Origin of the sequence: Nesterenkonia flava, assembly GCF_031432335.1 — a bacterium.
Classification (GTDB): Bacteria; Actinomycetota; Actinomycetes; order Actinomycetales; family Micrococcaceae; genus Nesterenkonia; species Nesterenkonia flava.
Genome location: NZ_JAVKGT010000017.1, coordinates 35,938 through 56,963, shown reverse-complemented (window position 1 = coordinate 56,963; position 21,026 = coordinate 35,938). Strand labels below are relative to the sequence as shown.

Here is a 21,026-nt window from a genome sequence, read left to right as displayed (position 1 = left end):
GTGCTACGCCCGATCCCGGGGAGGGGTCACATATGATCAACCTATGAGCGGACACACAGAAGCACGTGTCGGATGGGCTAGCGCAGTAACGTCCGGCATGGCAATAGTCGGAGCGGTCTTGATTCTATGGGGTGTTGTTTCTGCGTTCGCCCCAGAACCACATAGCGTCTACTCGCCAGAGAAGTTCTTTACGACCTCGATAGTGGCCTTCTGCACTGCGATAACTACAGCAGTAGCCGCACTCTTTCCCGCCTCGCGTGGACGATTAGCCGGGTCTATACTCACCGCCGTATTCGCAGTGGGTGTTGTAGTTGTCCTTGCTATGTGGCTTGATGTCGACCTCATTACACTAATCGGCGAAGATTCAAAGTTCTACGCGGGCTCAGCCTTGATCCTGTTTTCGCCTGCGGGCGGCGACGCAACGTTCTACGTCACTAAATCCAGGACGGCTCAAAGAGGCTAGGCCCAGGTACTGTTTAAAGGTGCATCTCGATCTGTCACTCGCTGACCTCGGTGACCAACCACAACTATCAGAGAGTGCTCACAGCCGCAGGGCACGGTTCCATCAGTCTTGGTATCGCGCGGCTAAACTCGACGTAAAAGCATGGGGTCGGACTCCGGCTGGTCGACCGATCGGGAGCATCCTCCCAGCTGCTGCGGCCGAAGCGGGTCTCAACTTCGTGGCCCCGTCAGCTCGAGAACTATTCTTGACTCGTCGTAAGCAGGGCTGGGGTGTCGACCCAGTGCGCATGACCAAGCACATGACATCGAGCCAAGCCCTCCTCGTTAACCTACTCGGCCCCCTTGGCTCAAGTGCTAACTGGCTTCGCGACGTATTGAGGCTACTCCTCGACCGGCAAGACATAGCCGAGGTGACTCGCTGGGATATCGAGTTCGCTCCTCCATCACGGAACGACTACCTCGGTGATATGACACGCCTCGATGCTTTCATCCGGTTCCGTACAAGCCAGGGCACCGAAGGCGTTGTTCTCGAGCTGAAATACACCGATCGATTTAGCAGCCGCCGACTGGATCTCGCCGGCAACAGGCGGTACGCAGAACTGCAAGCATCGAGCGGGCTATGGCACGACCCTCTTCAGGCATTCCTTGATCAAGAGGTAGGGCAGCTGCTCCGCTGTCATGCCCTCGGCACCCGCATCCTCCAGGTCGATGAACGAGTGTGGACCCCCGCGACGCTCCTGCTTATCAGCCATCCGGATGATGTGACTGCCCCTACGGTTCTCAACCGATACCGAAGTCGTTTGGAGGACGCGACACGGGCAGTGCATGTTGGGCTGGACCATGTACTCCATGCCGCACTTTCAAGCGCACCCACCGATGTAGACGCGGATACGGTGCACAGCCTCCAGCTTCGTTATCTGGATCATGCAGCGAGTGAAGCACTGTGGCTTGAACATCTCGAGAAGGCCAATACCACACGAACCAGACGCCGCCATCCCCTGACCCAACAGCAGGTAGATGAAGTAACAACGGTGTTGTGAATGGTACAGACTCCACCCTTCCGGGAAACCGAGTTACGCAGATTCGTGGCAGCCCACCTCGATCTCATCGAGCCGGGAATGACTCTGGTCGCCGAGGAATATCCGCTGCAGAATCAGCATGGGTCGGGCGGATTCGTCGACATTCTGGCGCGGGATGCTTCGGGAGATCTCGTCGTGATCGAGCTGAAGCGGTCGGATCAGTCTGCACGCCAGGCGCTGCATGAACTCGAGAAGTACGTCGCCTTGCTCACCGCCGATCGAGGCATTCGCGTGGATCGTATGCGCTGTATTCTGCTTTCCACGGAGTGGCGAGAGCTGCTGGTGCCGTTCGCGCGTTTCGTCAAACACGTCGATTTCTATGTTGTCGGTCGTCGCCTCGTTATTGGTTCCGACAGGAGGCCAGTCGCGAGTGAAGTCGTAGAGCTCCCGACGTTGACGACTGGGCTTGAAACCTGCCCATTTCAGCTACATCTACTCTATGAAACCCGGGAACAACGGGATGAGTTCGCCAGAGTCATTCCGGACGCACTCGAGCGTATCAGCGTCGAAGATTTCATCACCTTCAACCTCGATCTCGGCGTACCCGAGGATCATGTCCTCTATCCCCACGGAACAGCTTTGGTGCTCGCCACCTTCTCGGAAGCTATGCGTGATCACATTCGATCGCTGTTCCCGGAGCTCTGCGATGATGAGCCGGCTAGCCTGTGGTGGCACGAGCAGGTCGTGCAGTCTGAGGTGGTAGCGGCTGGAGAGACGGGTGAATCTCGTGTGCTCCTGCCGAGTGACTCCGAGGCTTACGCAAAATGGGAGCTATCCGGCCTCGTAGGGCATGGAAGGTACGCCGACAGTGTCGTATGGCCCGAGGCTCAGCTGAAAGCCGTCGTGGAAGCGGATGGCGAAGCGTTATCAGCATCGTTTCGTCGGACGGTAGCGGTTGCCAACCGGCCCGCGTGGCAGCGGATGCGACGAACTCTGGACGGGTTAGTCGAGGGGTGTGGGGGATGGCCCGACTCCATCGCAGCGCTCCTAGATGAGCTTGAATTTCGCCCCAATGCTCAACTCTCGATCACGGCTTATGCACCTGCCGACATCCTGCGCAGCTTGGAGGCAATTGTCCGATATAGGAGCCCCGCCTACATGCCACAGGTACTCATCGAGTGGCGGGACGGCCCACGACACGGCGTTATTGGCGGCAGACTCACGTGGGATGGGACTACGCGTGTCCGGACACTCCAGGAGACTGTCGGTGCGATCTTTGAGGACTTCTCCGACTACGTGTTCGCCAGCTCCGTTGGTGCGACACGCGAGTATGAAACGCAGATGGTTGGACTTCATGGATTGCACTACGACCTTGTGGAGTCTTCCGGAAACGACGATGACATTGCACCGCAGCCGCTCAGCCGGGTTTCCCTCATAAACGGGGAGCTCGTTCGCACCCCTCTTTCTAGTGACGAGCCTGAAGCAAACGACTTCATCGCGGCTCATCAGGATTATCTTGCGCTGCTGGTTGCAGCGTTCGAGGCGAGTACTGCGCGAAGATAGCCCATCCCTGGTGCGACTACTCCACCAGGTGTAGATGTCGTCCATCTCTTCCGACCACGGTGAGCCCAAGCGATTGGAAGAGATTCTTTAACCATGCGCGCAGGTCGGATTCGTTGTCCGGCAATATCGGCAAAGCGCCAATACCGACCTCGTCAGCGGCATCACGAAGTCGATAACCCTCAGCAGGCGTCGGCCAGGGAAAGAGCGCAGCTCCAGCTACCACTGGCCGAATCGGCTCATCCTTTTCGTTGAGCACCTGAATCGCGTCGCGATATCGATGGAGCTGGTTCACCGCATCGATAGGTGCGCCGGCTCCTCCAAACTGCTGTACATACGCTGCGGAGCCGTCGATTCGATACTTTGCGTCGAGTGCAATCATCACGTCAACCCCGCCAGAAGCTACAACCCGAAGTACAACATCCGGCATCTGGATGCCCGTGGGGACATCAAACCTGGGATTGTAAGAAAGTGCTGCCTGGACGAATTTTCCCTCCAGCTTGATGGATCGAGAGGCTCCTTTTCTGAGCGAGAAACGGAGTCCAGTAGCGTCGCTCGGAATGAGCTCAGAGAAGTCCACGGTGGTACCGAGCATTTCTGCCGCAACCTGCGCGACTTTGAGGAAACACCAGGTCTCGTAGAGCTCGTTGAGGTCGGAGGTTGAGTATTGTTCCGATCCGTCGCCGCCAGCAAGGGCTGCACTCAACAAACTGAGTATCTGATAGGCCTGCGCGTAGCCGACCCCACTCTGTAGCTGGAGTGACGTCACTGAAGCGGGGACGTCGACCGTCGCGGCAGAAATGACTGGCGACGCTAGGAACTGTCCGACCATCTCTTGAAGCTCAGTAATCTCTGTAAGCTCAGCCGCCAGCCGAGGCGGCTTCTTGCCTGTACGCTCGAGGGCGCGCCACACTCGCGACTGCTGCTCAGCTTCAAGTTCGAGCAGACGGGCGTGTACGAATTTGAGTCGTGACCGAATCCAACGGTGCTCAATAGTGTCAAGGGATTCGAAGGCACGGGCCACTTGAATGTTTGAGCGTACCGGGCCGACCCCAGGCACGTTACTGAAATCGCCCGAACCTGTCCCTCGAGAGACAGCTCGAACTACGCCTGCGCTAGAGCCTCGCACGCGGTGGATTGGGGTAACGGCGTCTTCGCGAACGAGCGTACGTCGAGCAGCTGAGTTGATGAACTGGATTGCGGAGTTGAGCTGTCTCAGGTGGCCACGAAGCAAGGTCAGCCACTCAATGCCAGAGCCGACTTCGTCGCGGTTTATCTGCGCCTGACGGTATGTTCCTCGCAGGTACTCGAGGATGAGCGTACGCTTCACGGCCGCAACATCTGCTACCAGATCTTCGTAGTCCTCAACGTAGTCGATCTTTGATGGGAATATCTCAGTCTCCACACGGAGGACGTCGTGCCCAACGTTGAACGAGAATGAAGTTCGCCCTACTTGCCCGCGAAAGCGCACCGTCAGGGCGACAAGGTTCGCTTCTAATACGACTGTTCGCTGGACGATGACTGTGGGGTCGCGGAATGTGCTCGTCGGCTGTAGACCGGGGAGTTTGCTCCGCACAATGAGCTCGTAATTTCGCTCCTCAAAGAGAGCCGGAACCGGTGGCGTGTCGACTGGCAGACCATTCAGCGTTGCGGCGAAGTACGGAGCGATCCTCACATCTTCGCGAGACAGTAGCGCGGCAGGAAAATCAGGGGTGCCGTTGATCTCGAGAATCAGCGACTCTGTCTCGATGCGTCCGAGCTGCGCCACAGTCCCTACGTCCAGTAGTTCGTGAATCCGGTCTCAATAAGTCTGCGCTGCATTAACTCGATGCGCTGCGCAGACACTGGGAAAGCCAAAGCGTCGCCACTCCCGGGCTGTGCCCACTCACTGAGTTGCTTGAGTAAGTTTGTGATAGTTGCGCCGGAACCTTGGATGCGTGGAAGTACCTTCATCGAGATTGCAAGATCGAGTGGATCGATCTGTCCGCCCTCGGTCGACTCGAACTGGTCGGGCTCCTGCTCTGCGGCCAGCACAAACATGGCGATCTCGTCTCGGACGCGATAGCCAAAATGCAACTGCGCAGGCTGCAGAAGCGAGTTCAACTCAGTGAGCGTTTCGATCACACGTACCACGCTCGGCTCTGCTCTGCGCGGGTGACCCGCCAGCGTCGTACTTTCACGTCGCCAAGCATCGGAGTGCGCGTCATGAGGAGAGGCGTTAGCCCCCGCGCCATCTACCAAGCTCAGATCCACGTCAGAAAACTCGATCACGAACGCTCGATCCAGTACCTTGCGGGAAAAGCCAAACGTCGTCTCATCCATGTTGACCGAGCCCACGATCGCCAGGTTGCTCGGGATGCTGACAGAATCCCAATCGTCTCCTGCATCCTCTTTGAGCGGTGTAGCGGCAGCCCCTACGCCTAGAACACCTGCCTCTTCAATGCGGGACAGCACCTCGGCGAAATAGTACTCCGGGCGAGCAATGTTCATCTCGTCCAGGAGGAAGAAATATTGCTTGTCTGGATTCTCGGCTGCTTCCCGCGCAAACCTAAGCAGATGACCGGGTTCGAACTTACCCGTAAGTGTCTTGTAGCCAAGTAATTCACTGCTGTCGTTCCAGTCAGGGCGTACAGGCACTGTCGTGGCAATAGCACCGGTCGCCTCAGCGACCAGACGAGGCAACGCACTCTTGCCCGTACCTGAAACACCAGCAAGAATCACAAACGGCTTCGTTCTGATCGCGGTGATGTAAGCCGCGACCTGCCATGGATCGAAGTGGAAGCCTCGCGAGTCGATAAACTCGAGGACAGCATCGAGGTCAATCTTGGTCGTTGTTGCCTGGCTTGGCGCTGGTGCTGGCCCAGGCTGCGGAACCGGAGCCGCTGCGGCTGGGGCAGCAGGCAGATAGTCCTCAACGTCAGCCACGTCGGGCACAAGGGACAGACTCATTCTGTAATCTCCGTTTCCGTGGCCTAAGAAAGTGCGGGGTTGAAGAGGGCTGACTCTTCAGTAGCAGTCAGGTCAATCTCGCGTCGCAGAATATCGACAAGGTTGGACAGACCAGACTGGTCGTCGATGCCGAGCGCGTCGAGATCCCGCGCCCGCAACCACCAAATTGCTGTATCCGAGAGCCGAGGTTTCTGGTTCTTTTTGGGATCAGCGCTCTCGGCTCGCAGGAATGCTTTCTCTAGCTCAGCACTAGCAACGGACTTAAATTCAAAGGCCATCGGCTTCGATCCCGGCACGCGCACAAAAGGAGGCTCAGTCATCGAACTTCCCCATCCAGCAACAGTGTCCGATGCTCCGTTTGAGGGGAACTTGTCAGTGCGAAACCCGCCATCCTTAACCTTACTGGTACCGAATGGGTTGAAAAAATGAGGCGAAGGCTCGTCGTCAGGACGAATACGTGCCCACTCCTGAATTGCTTGCTGAAACGGCTTTGAGGCCATTCCAGTCACGACCTGACTACCTGAGCCACCCGAGAGTGCGAGCGCACGACGGAAGATGAGGTACTCAAGAAGTCGCGTCTGAGCACGTGAAGCACGCAGGCGATCAACGGCTGGCTTAATGAGGTCTGCAGCCAAGTATGAAGCCACTTAGGCCTCCTCGTCGTCGCGCTCCTTGATCGCTTTCAGCCTATCAGCAGCATAGTCACAGTACTCTTCACTGATATCGATGCCGATGGATCGGAAGCCATGACGGCGGGCGAATGCCATAGTGGTACCTGAGCCATTGAACGGATCAAGGACCACTCCTCCAGGCGGAGTGGTCGCCAAAATCGGTGTTCTCACGAGATCCTCGGAGAAGGCAGCCCTGTGAGAGGAACGCCCGCGCGCCGGATTGGCAGTCCAAGTGTCCAACGGCGGCAGAATACTTCCAGACGGCATCTGACGACCAACCGGATGCCTGTCGTAGTAGTACCACCGATTCTTGGTCAGATGGAACACATACTCATGCGACACGGATGAGCGGTCACGAACCTGGTCTGGGATCGGATTCGGCTTGACCCATACGTTGTCGTTGCGAACCAGCCAGCCGTCATCCTGCAATGCGATGGCAAGACGGTGGGGAACAAGGAGCAACTGCTTCGGACGCGTCCAAACTCCATCCCCCGGTCGATCCTGTGGTCGGATCCCAAATCGACGTGCGCCCTGCTTGCGTTCGGCGCTCTTGTGCGCTCCTTTTCCACTCCAGTATGTGTCACCAATGTTGATCCATAGCGAGCCGGTGTCCTTAAGGACCTGACGGCAGAGATCGAACACCTCGGTAAGTCTGTCTATGAACTGACGCGGGTGTTCTTCAAGGCCAATCTGGTCGCTCTCTCCGTAATCGCGTTGGCCGTAGTAAGGCGGTGACGTCACAATTGTGTCGACTTGGATGCCGGAGTCGATGAGACGTTGGAGCTCGGAAAGCACCTCACCCTTGAAGATCATCGATCGGTCGTCGGCATAATGCGCCGCTTCCGGAAGCTCACCCTCTGTAAAAAAGGTCTGGGGCGTAGCAATGGGGTTCAGCGCCCTATTAGCCGGCGTCGGCTTGAGGGCCTTTCCCTCGACCGAAGCCCTACTAGGAGGAAGGGGGATAACCTGGGCTAGCTGTTGCATCGAGCCTATTATGCCTTTCTCTCGTCGGGAGCTCCCGTAGGCGCGCTGGAGGGCTTGCTAACTGGATGAGCGCCAGTTCAAGAGAGCCTCTGACAGGCTGGATCATCAACGTCTTCGAGCGCAGTGTAGCTGCCTGTTGATGGTCAAGCCTCCGGAGGATCCTCGCGTCCGTCTCCCGGTCCTCTACACAGTCATAGCACTGTTTCCTGCATGTGCTGCTGGCTATCGCGTGCCACGTGTTGCCTTGTCTTGGAATCCACACTACCGGGGAGGTCCGACATTCAACTTGACATCCGGGCACATCAGCCGGTCGCAGGCGTGTCCGAACAACTCCGTATGATCTTGTGAGACCAGCCCGTACGGTCCAGAAAGTGAGTCCGGCCGATGTCCAATATTCCCTATCCGGATGTCTCTAAGTCCGAACAGCGGGCCTCACTTGGCCTGTATCACTACCTAAAGCAGGCCGCGTCTTATGACGATGAGCTAAAGCCCAGCGAAGCTCTACCGGGCTCACCATTCGCAGAGGATGAGGCTGCAGTTCCAAAACTCCCCACCAAGCAAAAAGCCCACTACCTCCTCTCAGCGGGATACGGGTGTTTACTCAGCCTGAGACGTTGGCTCGGCCTGAAACGGGAAGGACAGGAACTGCATGTCACCGTCTACACCCATGGCGGTTACGCGTTGCTACGAAATGCTCTGGAGTGCGGAGCCACATCTTTGTGGCTCCTGGAGCCTGACAACTCCAAGGACCGAATCCGCCGGATGCTACTCCTGCACTTGGACGAGATTCGAAACTACGAGAGCTTTGCCCTCAGCATGGGGGATTCGGTGGCGCACCTGAATGCAAAACGCACGAATATTGATAAATACGCAGCCCAAGCTGGTCTGAAGAAATGGAACCCTAGCGGCCCTAACGGACCAAAGATCAAGGGGCAGAAAGCGGACAAGCTCCCCAGCATGACTGCAACACTGAACTACTTGGAGCAGTACCGCGTACCGGAAACTGAGCACGACATGCCCTGGCTATCTGCGTGGCAACTCAGCAGCGGATTCGCTCATGGCAAGCTATGGGCAGCTAGCACCGCACAAGAGCTCATACCGCAAGTCGGCTCCGAGCACGAGCACGGAGCGACCTTTCATGTGCGTACCAAACTGGAGAGTGTCTTGGCGGTAACTGTCGCCGCATACACGCTGCTCGAAGCAGGGATGAGGCGGTACAGACACCTGTCTAATAAGAACGACGCCTGACCTCGCCTTCTCTTAGGTGCTGCTTGGCACATCCTCTCTCCCTGCATGCGGCTCAGCACGAACTCCGAAACGCTTGAAAGCCTCTTCCGAGCAAGCTCGTCAAACGCGGTACGGCTATCCGTCAGCGGAAAGTAGATGTGGTTTGCATCCTGTGGACGGGGTTGCCGCCCGTCTAGATGCCGCGCCAATCAGGCCAGTTTTCATAAACCCCTGATCGTGCGAGTGCAATTCGCCTCCGCTCCAAAAACTTTTTGTCGTTTACGTATTTGCTCACGACCCTTACGACTTGGTCACGGTGTAGCTGAGAGCCTTCTCCCTGCGGAGAGCCTCCGATGGTCGGACTCCCGCCCCAGCCAGGTTCAAGCTCTCGCAGTTCGGCCAGAGCACCGCTGATATCTGCATCCTCTTCCGTGTACGCGCAAATTGTGTACTTTAGATGCGGCTCTCCACCTTGGACACGAAAAGCCGGGTTAGCCGCCACTACAACTGGGGCCTTGGCATACCCCAGCATAGTTCCAGCCTTGTGCGTGGATTCCACAACAGCGATACGACCATCCGCCACGGTGTCGATACTGATCTCTCCGCTTTCAATCGCCTGGATCATGTCTTGACGCGCGGCCTCTACTTGCTGGCGGTACTCAGGAAGGTCCTCGCCTGTCTTAATCCATTGCTCTATAGCTGCTACACGCTCTTCCATAGGCTTACGGAAGTCCGCCACTGCGGCTGCGATTGCCGCCTGGTCCTCACGATCCTCAGCGCCAGCAGCTTCTGCTGGCCACGGGTTTTCCTTGCTCGGTAGGAGTCGCACCCCAGGCCATTCGCCCATAGCAAACTTGTCTGCTTCGGCAATAGATTGAATACGCTCTAGTGCTTCGGGCGTGATCTCTTCACCACGGGCGCGCATTTCCAGAATCGCCATTGAACCGACGCTGTCTGTGTCAGGACGCACAGTGACGAGCTTGGCACCCTCTGGCGGCAATTCAGCAGTAAGAGCAACTTCTACGGCCGCTGTACCGGCATCACCGTCGGTGTGCTGCGGGTCGATATTCCCAAGGTCACATTTCTCAATCAGGGCAGGGACCGTCACTTCGAGGCCGAATACGTTGCCTCCAGACAACGCACGCTCATTGGCTTCTTGGGCCGCTGGGATAGGTCGTGGATCCAACTGCGCGTAGGAGTAAACCGACTTCAGACGTTCGTGGTTCTCCTCGGTTTCTCGTCCTGCCGAGTGCGACTGGTCAATGACACCCTGCGCCTCCGCCGCTAGTACCTCGTCCTTGGTCGCCAGCTCATCCACACCTGCTTCTAGTTCTGTCTGGTGCCCGGCCTGGACTTCAGCTTCAATTGGGTTCTCTCCGCCTGGCAGGTCACTTTCGCGCTCACCGGTTGCCTCGAGTGCACCGGCGGCGTCTACTGCTTCCGCTGCCGCAACTGCTTTATCGGCAGCATGCTCTTCGATTGCCTTGTGAAGCTTCTCAATGAGCTCGGCATCGCCCGTCGATTGCAGTTTCTCGAGCAACGCTGTCAGCTCCGGGTTCTGATCTTTTCCCTGTTCCAGTTCATGTCTGTTAGATGTTGCGTGTTCGTGTCCTGGGTTGGCCATATGTAGTTGTCCTGTTTATATTGACTGTGCTTACCTTTATTTATGCACAAACCAAGAGAAATATAAATAGTAGTTTTTACAACGCCCTAGACGAGGAAAGAGCCTGCCGAGCGGCATCCACCAAGGGCCACGATCAGACGATCCTGAAGCTTGGTGGATTGCCCTCCACCTGAATCTGCGACGCCAAGAACGGCGGAGTTTCGGGTGGAGGGGCTAGATGAATCCAAGAACTATCGATGGGGAGCTTGTTGGAGCTCAGAACCGCTGTCGATAGCGCGGGCAGAATGCCCATGAAGTGGTTGCAATGACGATTCGCGGGCCGGAGTATTGGTTCCCGATGCTATCGCCTTTAGCTGTTGCTAGCAGCGCGCACTGGGGGTAGCCAGCACTCCGGGATTACCGCCCGTCCGCTTTATCCCTGATCTCTCAGTGGCGCACCAGGTACGCCCCAGGCAGGCTCCGTAGGTATGTCCTCGGAGCCCGCACGAGACCGTGGGTCAGAACGCGTGAATATGCGTCCAGTCCCACAACAGTGGCGCTAGCCACTGCCAGGGTCAGAGCAATTTTGCTCATGTTTCACCTCCTTCTAGGGTGTAGGTGTGGCGGGGTAGGTTAGGACAGTTTGGTGAGCTTCCCAAATGTGAAGCCCACCTCCTTGATGCTCTCGGCATCAAGGACGACACCTTCTGGCGGCCGCTTCTTCAAGCGGAACACCAGGGCGACCTGCCCTGTTTTCTGGGTGTAGAAGGCCCGGTTCTCCGGGACCTCCACCCCCAAGATCTCCGTCAGGACGTCAGCGCTGGACTGGTGTCCAACCGCGCTGACGAACCCCTCGGGTTGGCGGACTAGGTCTCGAGCTTCGTCGAGCGTAAGCTCGACGAAGTCGTAGCTCCCGAAATCCGTCAGGATTCCGGTGTTAAAGACGACCACTGGGTAGTTAGACATTGCTGACCTCCTTTCGTGTTGTGTGCCGTCCTCGGGATTGAGAGCGGTCACGGTCAGCACGCCATAGGTCAATGGATGGCCTAAAGGGTGCCGACCGCGAACAGCACAAAAGGCATGTGTGTGTTCTTGGATTCATGCTGGAAAGGTACGTAACCGTCACTCGACCTTGTTGGGAGTGGCGGCTACCGAGTTCCACGAGCGGGGTTGCTCATGAAGCTTGGTAGTAGCCCCGGACTGATCTCAGACTGCCAAAAGGCAGGAGTTCAAAGTCCGGGGTTCATCAGATGGGTCGCTGATGAGCCGACTTTACAGGTGCCAGACCTGCGGCTGTGCGGAGCTTTATACATATAGCGCGCCTACTAGCCCCAAAATGACGGGCGATATACATATAGCTCCCATCAGGGCCCCTCCTACATAATCTAGGAGGGATGGCTCGTGGCTTCCCTCCGCCCAGGATGCTGCGGCCGCAGCCATTGCTGCGGCAGTGATGACGATGGCGATGATGGTGATGATGGTGACCATGTGGCCACCTCCTTTCTGCGCAAATTAGCGCAAAGAGGCGACATCCGGTCACCAAACGGGGTATGCGCCATCTGTAGCGCCGACCAAACTAGAGGCGAGGGGGTTCGTCCCTAGATTGGTCGGTACTACGTCTGGTGTAGTCACACGGCTAGCCGTTAGGTTCTGACACTTGGTTGTAAATATGCATCCGTCGCTGCGACCTATGCAGGGAGCGGCGGACAGCGAGATTCGCGAACGGAGCTCGTGAAGCTAGCTGTATGAATAAAGGGATGTGGCAGGACTCGTCCGTAGAGCCATGTGGATGTGTGTGGTATCGATGTTGCGCTCAACTGGCGTTAGATCAGACCAGGTGCGCGGAATTGTCAGCGGTACGTGTCAGGCTGGAGGAACTGGAGTCCTGCCTGCCCACCCTAATAATGTAATGTACTGCTCGATGGCGGCTCTACCGGCTTCCGGGAGCTCTGCTGCTTCGCTGCTTCGAGCTTGTTTATATATTAGCACATAATTGCATTATGGTCAAGCTTTTATTGTCATATTGATATCTATTTATTGGGCTTTCTGTCCCGCACAGTCTTCCTGAAGGTTTCGGCGTGCGAGTAGTCCTCCCAGAACCCGGGATTGTCCATGTTGGCCAGTGCCATGTGTAGCCGGTTGCAGTCACGGAGCGCTTTTCTGACCATCTCGCGGTCGGCTACCTGAAGCAGTAGAGTTAGGCGCAGCGTCCAGTCGGCCGATGTTGCCATGACGAAATAGCGCGTTACATGGGCATCGCCGAAATCGTCGACATTGGTAAATAGGTGGCTCTGCTCGTTGCGCATAATCGTCATCTGGCCGACCCAGTCGTCTAGATTCGGCCCAAACATTCCAGGAATGAGATCTTCTAGTTCTTGGGCGATGTCTTTGACGCGCTCCTTGTATTCCGGGCCACGTTTCGGGTTCACCAGACGTCGGTGACAACCCTCTAGTGCTGTGGACTTCACCAAGGCGTTCGTCTGAAGCACGCTAATGTCCTGTGCTGCCATGTACGGGATCGGTCCGAGTGTTCCCGCCAGGCTGAACCATTTCGCCACCACTTCGGCGGTCAACTCTTCGAGGGGCAGGAGTTTGCTTCGCGTCAGCTTTTCGACATGAAGTGGCGAAAACTCATGCAGGGTCAGCCACCCATGTGTCGGATCATGCACCTCGATATGCCCGTGCTCGACGTCTCGCCAGAGCCACAGAGCGAACAGCGTCCGAATTGGGGCGGTCAGGCGATTGGTTGCCTCCCACACTGGCAACGGATCATCGAGAGTAGCCTCGATTCCCACCAGGCCCTCCCCGTGCTCGCGCAACAGTAGTGATCCTCCGGGAAACGATGCGGCAGCTGAGGATCCCCACCCCTTAGACCGCTTAACATCCAGTACGAAGCGCACGCCATCGACAGTGTGATCTTCCGACTGCAAGTGAGCGCCGTAGACCATCCGGTGCCCGGCCAGCTTTTGGACCAAACCTCCCCAGGGAAAGTTGCCACCGAAGTCAATGGTGGTGCGAGCATCCAGTAGCGTCACGGGCTCGCCGTCAATGTGTGCCCACACAGTGCGTGGGCGGTAGTCCTTGGCAATACCACTGGGGTTGCCCATGGAGCACGCGATGCCACCACCCTTGATTTGCTGGACATCAACCTGTGACGGCTGCCCCAGAAACTCGTATGGCTTCAGCTGAACTAAGTACTCCTTCTCCTGGAACACCAGTTCCGCGCCCAGGGTGGCCTCCTCGCCGGGAAGCTGAACTTCAATCTGCTGTGCATCGCTCATGTATATAAGGCTATGCGGGAGCACCGACATGGGGCGTCTCCGGACAACTGACTCAGCAAGCTCTACGAGGGGCACCTGCAGGAGCTCGAGGTAGACCAGCAACAACTCCAGATGAGTAGGGGCCGTCTTCTGAACGAGCACGGAGGGCCGCAAGCCGCGCGAATAGCCTGGATAAGCGATGAACTGATCTCTAGAACATCGTCAGGGATGCTATCGATACACCACCGAGCAGATCCGTGAATCCAAGTCCGGGTTCTCCCAGCTGGTGGGGCCCTCGCTGACACTTACACTGAAAGCTTCGATTGGCCACTCGCCCTCGTTGCCCTGTGGAGGTTCGGGAGAACCCACTGGGCAGGTATCACCCGGGATTGCATACGCCATGAACGCAGGATCACGGTGATTTGAATAGACGAATCCTGCATAGCAGGCAAATAGATCGTTAGCTGCTCCACGCGCTCGGCAGGCGACGTGTGGCTCAACTGATCCGCTCACCTGGGCATACTCCGACAAGCGGTCGATAAAGGCGGGCTCATGCTGTGCGCCTACGTGGCCACCGGCAACGCAGTAGTCCTCAGTCTCGTCATGACTATTCAGACAGACGCCGCCTCTGGTCTCATGACTGGGCCACTCGCCCGTGGCCGCCTGATACATGCGGATCGTCTTATCCCATGCAGCGGCTTCTTGCCCAATCGCCGAGATCCGCGCCCGTTGCTGCATGCCGTTGTAAGCCACAACAGTGATTGCTGCCAGGATCGCAATCACGACAATGACGATTAGCAACTCTATAATGGTAAATCCATCCCGCTGAAGCCGCCTCATAGTGCCGCTCCTACGCGAGGCGCGCAAAGATGTGTGTGGCTCGCGCCGCTTCGCGGCGCTCACTGAATCGCCCCGGGTCTGGTGGAGGCTCTGAATCCACGGAAGGATGAGGAGCATGGCAGCACCGAGGAAGTACCCCGACGAGCTTCGGGAGAGAGCCACGAGGATGGCAGTTCAGTCACGGCGCGATCCATCGACGAGGTCGGGAACGTTTCGCCGTGTGGGCGAGCAGCTCGGGATCAATCCTGAGACTCTGAGGAACTGGGTCGTGCAGGCCGAGGTTGACGAGGGGCACCGTCCCGGGACCACGACCAGCGAGTCCCAGCGCCTGGTCGAGCTGGAGAAGGAAGTGCGTGAGCTGCGCCGGGCGAACTCGATCTTGCGGTCGGCCTCGGCTTTGTTCGCGGCGGAGCTCGACCGCCCACAGCGTTGATCGTGGAGTACATCGACCAGTACAGGCATGAGTTCGGCGTCGAGCCGATCTGCCGCACGCTCACCGCAGCAGGCACGCAGATCGCGCCGAGCACCTACTACGCCTTCAAGACCCGCCCACCCTCGAAGCGAGCACTACGCGACGAGGAACTGCTGGTCGAGATCCACCGCGTCCATGCGGCGAACTTCGGCGTCTACGGGGCGAAGAAGGTCCATGCCCAGCTGCGCCGCGAGGGCGTCGTCATCGCGCGTTGCACGGCCGAGCGGCTCATGCGCGGCGCGGGGTTGCGAGGGGTCAGCCGGGCCAAGGGCCCGCGCACCACGATCTCCGGTCGTGGCCCGGATAATCGTCCTGACCTGGTCGAACGTGACTTCACCGCGACCGCTCCGAACCAGTTGTGGGTCGCGGACATCACCTACTGCCGCACCTTCGCCGGCTGGGTGTATGCCGCGTTCGTCATCGATGTGTTCTCCCGCCGCGTGGTCGGCTGGCAGCTGTCGAAGTCGCTGCGGACGGACCTCGCGTTGGACGCGCTCGAGATGGGCATCTGGACCCGCGATCACGCAGGCCAGGCCGTCTCCGGGCTCACGCACCACAGCGATAAGGGAGTTCAGTACGTCGCCATCCGCTACACCGAGCGTCTTGCTGAGGCCGGCGCGGCCGCCTCGGTCGGCTCCACCGGCGACTCGTATGACTGTCAGTCTATTTCTACCGGGTTCCGCAAGAATCGGGGAGTCCCGGTCGGAGTGTTCTGACCCTTGCTTATGATTGGCCCCTGATGGTGCCTTGGCGTTGTACTGTCGAGCTTCCGGCCGGGCAGGCAAGAACACGCTGCCGCCGACCAGGAGTGACCTAATAGGAGCCTGGAGCCAAGCAAGTCAACGAAGCGTCCTCGTGACAGTCCTGTCCGCCTGGCCGACGACAGTGTGCAACGTTCACACTATGCCGGCAAGGAGCACCAGCACTATGGGCACAGAGTCTGAAATCAGATCCGGGTACGTCGTCATCGGCGTCGATACCCACAAACACATCCACGTCGCCGCAGTGATGGACTCCATCGCCGGGATTCTCGCGACGTTGACCATCAGCACCGATACCGGCGGGTTCAAGCAGTTACTGACCTGGGCAGAATCCTTCGGGAAGGTCCTGGTCTTCGGCATCGAAGGCACCGGCTCTTACGGGGCCACTCTGACTTCGTTCCTGCGCCGGAACGGGCACACAGTCGTCGAGGCCGGAAGGCCAGATCGGCGGATGCGCCGGATGAACGGCAAATCCGACACCCTCGATGCCGAGAATGCCGCACGAGCGGCACTCTCAGGGTTGGCCACAGCGACCCCGAAGACCGCTGATGGCGTCGTGGAGATGATCCGGCAGCTGAAGGTCGTCCATGACACCGCGGTGCGTGACCGCTCAGCAGCTATGGTGATCCTCAAAGGAATGCTCGTCCACGGCGATGACGAACTGCGGGCCACCACTAACCGGATGACCCAGATCAAGCTGGCCCGACACCTGGCTGCACTGCGTCCCCGGAGCCTATCCACCCCGGAAGATGCTCTGCGGCACTGCCTGCGCACCCTGGCCAAGCGGTGGCTGACTATGAACTCCGAGATTAAAGAAGTCGCAGAGATGATCGCCGGACTGGTCACGGCTCAGTGCCCTGCACTGTTGGAGCGATTCGGTATCGGCATCGACACCGCCGCCGAGATCCTCATCGTCGCTGGAGACAACCCGGAGCGCATCAAGAGCGAGGCCGCGTTCGCGAAACTCGCCGGCATCAGCCCGGTGCCCACCGGATCAGGGATGACCAGCGGTAAGCACAGGATCAACCACGGCGGACACCGACAGCTGAACTCCGCGATCTACAGGACAGTCATCGTACGCATGCAGCACCACGAGCCCACCAAGGCCTATGTGGCCCGCCGCACCGCTGAAGGCAAGTCCAAACGCGACATCATCCGCTGCCTGAAACGCTACGTCATCCGAGAGGTCTACCACCTCATCAAAGCACGCCCCGAGACCGCGGAGGTATCCCGAGTGGCTATTTGACAGATATAGGAGCGTCAATGCCCTGGCCGAGGCCTTCAACTCGCTGTTCAAGGCTGAACTGGTCCGCAACCGCGGGCCCTGGAAGAACATCGACGACCTCGAGATCGCGACCGCGGAATACATCGACTGGTTCAATCACCGGCGACTTCACGGCGAGATCGGCATGATCCCGCCCGTCGAGCTCGAGGACACCTACCATCACAACCACCCCGCACCGGCACCCGCCGACGCGGCACTTGCGAGCCTCTAACAAACCCGGGGCGATTCATACCCCCACCTACGAGAGTGCGGAGATGTCGGCGTACGCCTGCTTTTCTATATTCTATTGTATTCATATTCTGCTTATGATTATATATACCTAATAAACCGAGTCAAGCGGATTTACGCACTTTTATTCAACAAGCATAAAAGGTGATGTTCCGCATCGAGGGCGCGGTTATTCGGAATCCGTCACTGCTTCTGCATCGCCATCGTCGTCAGTAGCCTCCGTTTCCGCAGATGCCTTGACGTCGGGCCAGCGGTCATCGCTCTCGATCTGGTCTGCGATATCTAGAAGGATTGCCACGGTGTTCCGGAACGTGCGCTCAGCATCCTGCCACCGCTTTTGGACATCATGAGCCCGCCAAGCATCCATGAGGATATGCTCTCGATTGAGCTGTATCGACTCTTCGAGGTAGTCCAGGAAGCTGCGCCGGAGCCAGTAGCGATGCCCGGTAATTGCTCTGACGAGCTGATGGGTGTAGAACTCGTTCAACACAGGCTCGCGAATGTCGTACTGCTTGATCAAGCGCGAGTACTCACCGCTATCCAATATCGCCTCAAGCGCAGAACGTAGAGCATCTGGAGTAGAGCCGAAGTTGGCTGCGAACTCGCGCAGCGCCTTCACATACCGCTCCTGTAGGTGCTCGATGAACCACTGGGCGGCCTCAGTCTCCGACATATGCGCAGATGCATTCTGCACGGCCAGATCCACTTGCCGATAGCTCACGTTGAGTGTTTTCTCGCGTAGCTCGTCAGTATAGGGATTGCTACCACATGGCCAGTGGCTCATCATTTTGAGCGCACGGGCAAGGCGACCAAAGGCAACTCGTATGTCACCGCGCCTCTCCAGAGTTCGCACGGAGAGGTTGAGAAAGCTCGCCAGCATCTCTTTGCGCTCATTTTTGGTCCGCCCTCGGTGTCCAATATTGAGCACTATGCGGAGGATCTCGCGATCATCATCGGGAATGCGTGGAGCTGTGTCGATTGTGCAGATGACGAATTCTTCGGCCACGCGACCGCGCTCATCCTCTCCAACACCCTCAACCTGCATTTGGTGCTCGACCTGGTCCATATAGGGGATGTGCCGAGCTTGGCCGATCATGTGGTCTTCGTTGAGTCCAGGACCTGTCGAGAGCACGTTGAGGTCGCGGATGATCTGCTCACGCGTCGGGTTCACGGATCCGGCCTCCTCTGGGTGCTGATCCTGATCCTATGCCAGGGACAGCCCTGGGCGTGGTCCCGCAAATCTTCCGCAACGGTGCGGAGAGATTGTCGTAGTGCTCCTGAACCGGGGACTTCAGGCTTGAAGTGTCAGATCAAATCGATGCTTCAAGGAGCAGCACCATGTATACACCTGAGAGTCCGTACACCGGCGATCCCCATGAGGCGGGATACGCCCACCTTGGGTTCCAGCGTCTGACGGATCTGCTGGAGGCCCACGCCGACTTCGAGGAGAGCTACAACAAGCTCATCTCCCGCATGGCAGACGTCAACGAAGTGGCCACCGTGGAGTTCTCCAGCGCCACCCGGGACGCCCGCGAAGAACTCGACCGCTTTATCCGCCAGGATGTGGTGCCAGTCTGCAATGAGATTCTGGATCGGTTGCGCCGCCATCAGGCCAAGCGCCGCGAGGATATGCAGCGTCACCCCTCCAGTAACGCCGCGGAGGGAGGTGATCACCATGAGTGAGCTTGAGAAGTGGAGCAGTAGCGGACGGGCGCTCTCCCGGAGCCAGGAATCGCGGAAATACGACCAGGCCGTTGACCGGGTCAAACACGAAGCCCGCCTGGCCAAACTGGAACAGGACGCCACTGCCGCCTTAGCCGTCAACGGCATGGACCTGATGGCAGATATCGACAAAACCCGGCTCCACCATCAGCAGCAGAATCCGGAGCTTGCCCCCGTGCTGGCGGAGATCGAGATGGCGGCGGCCGAGAAGTTCCGGCGCGGCATTATGCGGTTCGGAGAGTAGCCGGTCATGACTGCCGCTGATTTGTTCATCATCGCCGTGCTGGCCACGGTGCTGGTGATCGGTGCCGCCTCCGGGCTGAGGATGCTGCTGGAGTACCTTCGTCAGCACTTCAGCCCGGAGGCCCCGGCCCCCACGGAGTCCGAGGTGGTGGTCGAGGATTCACTGGACTGGATCCAGCACCGTCGCCCACGCCCGGAAGTCCCGGTCATGACCTCCAAGCAGCGTCTGGTAGCGGAGTACTTGGCCGCCAAGGCCGAGCAAGACAAGATCCACCGCCAGACCCGGATGGCCATGCACGAGGCCGCTGGACAAGGGTGGAGGAACGTCGCCGAATGAGGCGGCGCTTCTTCTTCCCCTCGAATGTTGTGTTTTTGACGCTACAGGTAGACCGCGACACATTTTTCGGCCTCTACCTCTGGTAGCCCGAGACGTTTCGACCGGCCCATCTGGCTCAAGTGCTCTAGGAATTCTTGACCAGTTCCGTCTTACTAAGAGGCAAGACCCGACCCGGCCTATCTGCCGCTGACCTGGGGATTTAGATACCAACCCTCATGACCTTAGAAGGAGTTTGCCAAAATGCAGCACAACCACCACCAGCACAACGAACCAGATGGAACGCCGAAGCCCGGCACGTTTCGGCTGATCCTGGCGGATCCGCCGTGGAAGCCCGGACAGGGCACCAGTCGCCTGTCTGCCGCTACGCACTACCCCCTCATGGACAACGAGCAGATCGTGGCCATGGGTGACGCCGTAAAACACATTGCCGCCGATGACGCCTGGCTGATGCTCTGGGTGACGGATGCGGCCATTCCGCTGGCCATCCAGGAAGTTCTGCCTGCCTGGGGTTTCCGCTGGCACCGCCCCTTTAGCTGGGTGCGCAGCCAGATGGGTATGGGTGACTTCCCACGCACGGCGGCCGAATGGTGCATTGTCGGCAAACGCGGTAAGCCGAAGCCTGCATTCCGGAGCCAGCCGAACTGGGCATTCTGGCCCCGTCAGGATCACAGCCACAAGCCTGAGGAAATGCATCTGGTGTGCGATCGCAATCTTGGGGATCCGGATATTCCGCGCTTGGAGCTCTTCGCCAGGCGAGAGGCCCCGACCACGGCCCATTGGGACATATGGGGTCTGGAATGCCAGAGCACGATTTCACTGGCCCGGTTCGGCTACCCGGTGCCGTCTGATTTTGATGACCAGCCCACCGGGCAGCGCCTGCTGCCAGCGGGCCAGGAGAACAGCGATGAGTAGGTGGAGAGCCCATGACCGACAAGCCATCCTCCGTGACCTCGAGGCTGCTGAACGCCTGCCTACGCGTGCTCGTCGCCGCGATCGCCATCGTGCTGGCCATCGAGCTGATCAAGACCTACTGGATCTGGATCACCGCAGCCGCCCTCATCGTCGCCCTCGTATGGGCGCTGGTGGCCTGGCACAGAGCCAGAAGCACCTGGTGAACACCACCGCAGGCCACCGTACAGGAGGCCGATCATGAGCCCGCGTAAACCGGCAGGTCGTCCACGCGGACGACCACCAGGACGAGCCCAGCCGAAGCACCGAGTAACCCCGGTGTGGCACAGACAGATCGACCAGGACCGGCACGCCATGACGCTACTGCGCATCGCGATGCACCACCTGGAGCACACCACCGATTCAACGCCGAAGGACACCGAGAAAGGAGGCGACTATGACGAAGAGCCCAGCATCTAACCCAAAACAGCACTCCGCTGCGAAGTCGACCACGA

The 21,026-nt window shown here is 58.4% G+C and carries 22 protein-coding genes, 1 pseudogene and 1 other annotated feature; of the genes and pseudogenes, 13 read left to right on the top strand and 10 right to left on the bottom strand.

The window, feature by feature from the left end:
* The first annotated feature begins 482 nt into the window (after window positions 1–482).
* Together RH857_RS07960 and RH857_RS07955 are read left to right on the top strand one after the other, a co-directional pair.
* The gene (locus RH857_RS07960; RefSeq protein WP_344040528.1) at window positions 483–1,502 is read left to right on the top strand and encodes a PGN_0703 family putative restriction endonuclease; all 1,020 of its coding nucleotides are present in this window, start codon (window positions 483–485) and stop codon (window positions 1,500–1,502) included.
* Window positions 1,503–3,044, top strand: a complete 1,542-nt coding sequence (locus RH857_RS07955; protein WP_310537440.1) for an endonuclease NucS domain-containing protein — start codon at window positions 1,503–1,505, stop codon at window positions 3,042–3,044.
* Between the two features lie 16 nt (window positions 3,045–3,060).
* On the opposite strand, the gene RH857_RS07950 is transcribed toward RH857_RS07955, so the two are convergent.
* From RH857_RS07950 to RH857_RS07935, 4 genes are read right to left on the bottom strand one after another with little or no spacing between them, the layout of a single operon-like run.
* Entirely contained in the window at window positions 3,061–4,809 is a 1,749-nt protein-coding gene (locus RH857_RS07950) for a DUF2357 domain-containing protein (RefSeq protein ID WP_310537439.1), read from the bottom strand.
* Window positions 4,810–4,814: 5 nt separating this feature from the next.
* The gene (locus RH857_RS07945; RefSeq protein ID WP_310537438.1) at window positions 4,815–5,990 is read right to left on the bottom strand and encodes an McrB family protein; all 1,176 of its coding nucleotides are present in this window, start codon (window positions 5,988–5,990) and stop codon (window positions 4,815–4,817) included.
* A gap of 23 nt (window positions 5,991–6,013) precedes the next feature.
* Window positions 6,014–6,637, bottom strand: a complete 624-nt coding sequence (locus tag RH857_RS07940) for a hypothetical protein (RefSeq protein WP_310537437.1) — start codon at window positions 6,635–6,637, stop codon at window positions 6,014–6,016.
* Window positions 6,638–7,645, bottom strand: coding sequence for a DNA-methyltransferase (locus RH857_RS07935; protein ID WP_310537436.1), 1,008 nt, complete (start codon window positions 7,643–7,645; stop codon window positions 6,638–6,640).
* 384 nt (window positions 7,646–8,029) lie between these two features.
* Here RH857_RS07935 and RH857_RS07930 point away from each other — a divergent pair, with 384 nt between their 5' ends.
* Window positions 8,030–8,893 (top strand): hypothetical protein, encoded by an 864-nt coding sequence (locus RH857_RS07930; protein ID WP_310537435.1) that lies wholly within the window; start codon window positions 8,030–8,032, stop codon window positions 8,891–8,893.
* A gap of 172 nt (window positions 8,894–9,065) precedes the next feature.
* Here the strand turns inward: RH857_RS07930 and RH857_RS07925 are convergent, their stop codons facing one another.
* The 5 genes from RH857_RS07925 to RH857_RS07905 form a co-directional block, all read right to left on the bottom strand.
* Window positions 9,066–10,496 carry a hypothetical protein gene (locus RH857_RS07925; protein WP_310537434.1) on the bottom strand — a complete coding sequence of 477 codons (1,431 nt, stop codon included), beginning with the start codon at window positions 10,494–10,496 and terminating at the stop codon, window positions 9,066–9,068.
* A 612-nt stretch (window positions 10,497–11,108) separates the two neighbouring features.
* Window positions 11,109–11,501, bottom strand: a complete 393-nt coding sequence (locus RH857_RS07920; protein ID WP_310537433.1) for an STIV orfB116 family protein — start codon at window positions 11,499–11,501, stop codon at window positions 11,109–11,111.
* A gap of 279 nt (window positions 11,502–11,780) precedes the next feature.
* Window positions 11,781–11,963 carry a hypothetical protein gene (locus RH857_RS07915; protein ID WP_310537432.1) on the bottom strand — a complete coding sequence of 61 codons (183 nt, stop codon included), beginning with the start codon at window positions 11,961–11,963 and terminating at the stop codon, window positions 11,781–11,783.
* Window positions 11,964–12,505: 542 nt separating this feature from the next.
* Window positions 12,506–13,756 (bottom strand): hypothetical protein, encoded by a 1,251-nt coding sequence (locus RH857_RS07910; RefSeq protein ID WP_310537431.1) that lies wholly within the window; start codon window positions 13,754–13,756, stop codon window positions 12,506–12,508.
* Between the two features lie 210 nt (window positions 13,757–13,966).
* Window positions 13,967–14,575, bottom strand: coding sequence for a type II secretion system protein (locus tag RH857_RS07905; protein WP_310537430.1), 609 nt, complete (start codon window positions 14,573–14,575; stop codon window positions 13,967–13,969).
* Window positions 14,576–14,681: 106 nt separating this feature from the next.
* Here RH857_RS07905 and RH857_RS07900 point away from each other — a divergent pair, with 106 nt between their 5' ends.
* The 4 genes and pseudogenes from RH857_RS07900 (at window position 14,682) to RH857_RS07885 (ending at window position 17,304) form a co-directional block, all read left to right on the top strand.
* A complete protein-coding gene (locus RH857_RS07900) occupies window positions 14,682–15,008 on the top strand; it encodes a transposase (protein WP_310537429.1) in 327 nt (108 codons plus the stop codon).
* Window positions 14,969–15,097: a sequence feature (AL1L pseudoknot), on the top strand. It overlaps the preceding gene by 40 nt.
* Window positions 15,011–15,703: pseudogene (locus tag RH857_RS07895) on the top strand (IS3 family transposase); the annotation flags it as partial. Its footprint overlaps the feature before it by 87 nt.
* A 271-nt stretch (window positions 15,704–15,974) precedes the next feature.
* Complete coding sequence (locus RH857_RS07890) at window positions 15,975–17,054, top strand: IS110 family RNA-guided transposase (RefSeq protein WP_310537427.1); 1,080 nt, start codon at window positions 15,975–15,977, stop codon at window positions 17,052–17,054.
* 22 nt (window positions 17,055–17,076) lie between these two features.
* On the top strand, window positions 17,077–17,304 hold the full coding sequence (locus RH857_RS07885) for an IS3 family transposase (RefSeq protein WP_374761138.1): 228 nt from the start codon (window positions 17,077–17,079) through the stop codon (window positions 17,302–17,304).
* A gap of 186 nt (window positions 17,305–17,490) precedes the next feature.
* Here RH857_RS07885 and RH857_RS07880 read toward each other — a convergent pair whose 3' ends face one another.
* Window positions 17,491–18,492, bottom strand: a complete 1,002-nt coding sequence (locus RH857_RS07880; RefSeq protein WP_310537426.1) for a hypothetical protein — start codon at window positions 18,490–18,492, stop codon at window positions 17,491–17,493.
* Between the two features lie 167 nt (window positions 18,493–18,659).
* On the opposite strand from RH857_RS07880, the gene RH857_RS07875 reads away from it, so the two are divergent.
* The 6 genes from RH857_RS07875 to RH857_RS07850 all read left to right on the top strand — a co-directional run bounded on the left by RH857_RS07875 (window position 18,660) and on the right by RH857_RS07850 (window position 20,991).
* The gene (locus RH857_RS07875; protein ID WP_310537425.1) at window positions 18,660–19,004 is read left to right on the top strand and encodes a hypothetical protein; all 345 of its coding nucleotides are present in this window, start codon (window positions 18,660–18,662) and stop codon (window positions 19,002–19,004) included.
* Entirely contained in the window at window positions 18,997–19,287 is a 291-nt protein-coding gene (locus tag RH857_RS07870) for a hypothetical protein (protein ID WP_310537424.1), read from the top strand. Before RH857_RS07875 ends, RH857_RS07870 begins: the two co-directional genes overlap by 8 nt.
* A 6-nt stretch (window positions 19,288–19,293) precedes the next feature.
* The gene (locus RH857_RS07865) at window positions 19,294–19,623 is read left to right on the top strand and encodes a hypothetical protein (protein WP_310537423.1); all 330 of its coding nucleotides are present in this window, start codon (window positions 19,294–19,296) and stop codon (window positions 19,621–19,623) included.
* Window positions 19,624–19,863: 240 nt separating this feature from the next.
* The gene (locus RH857_RS07860) at window positions 19,864–20,535 is read left to right on the top strand and encodes an MT-A70 family methyltransferase (RefSeq protein ID WP_310537422.1); all 672 of its coding nucleotides are present in this window, start codon (window positions 19,864–19,866) and stop codon (window positions 20,533–20,535) included.
* Window positions 20,536–20,546: 11 nt separating this feature from the next.
* Complete coding sequence (locus RH857_RS07855) at window positions 20,547–20,738, top strand: hypothetical protein (RefSeq protein ID WP_310537421.1); 192 nt, start codon at window positions 20,547–20,549, stop codon at window positions 20,736–20,738.
* A 34-nt stretch (window positions 20,739–20,772) separates the two neighbouring features.
* A complete protein-coding gene (locus RH857_RS07850) occupies window positions 20,773–20,991 on the top strand; it encodes a hypothetical protein (protein ID WP_310537420.1) in 219 nt (72 codons plus the stop codon).
* Window positions 20,992–21,026 lie beyond the last annotated feature (35 nt).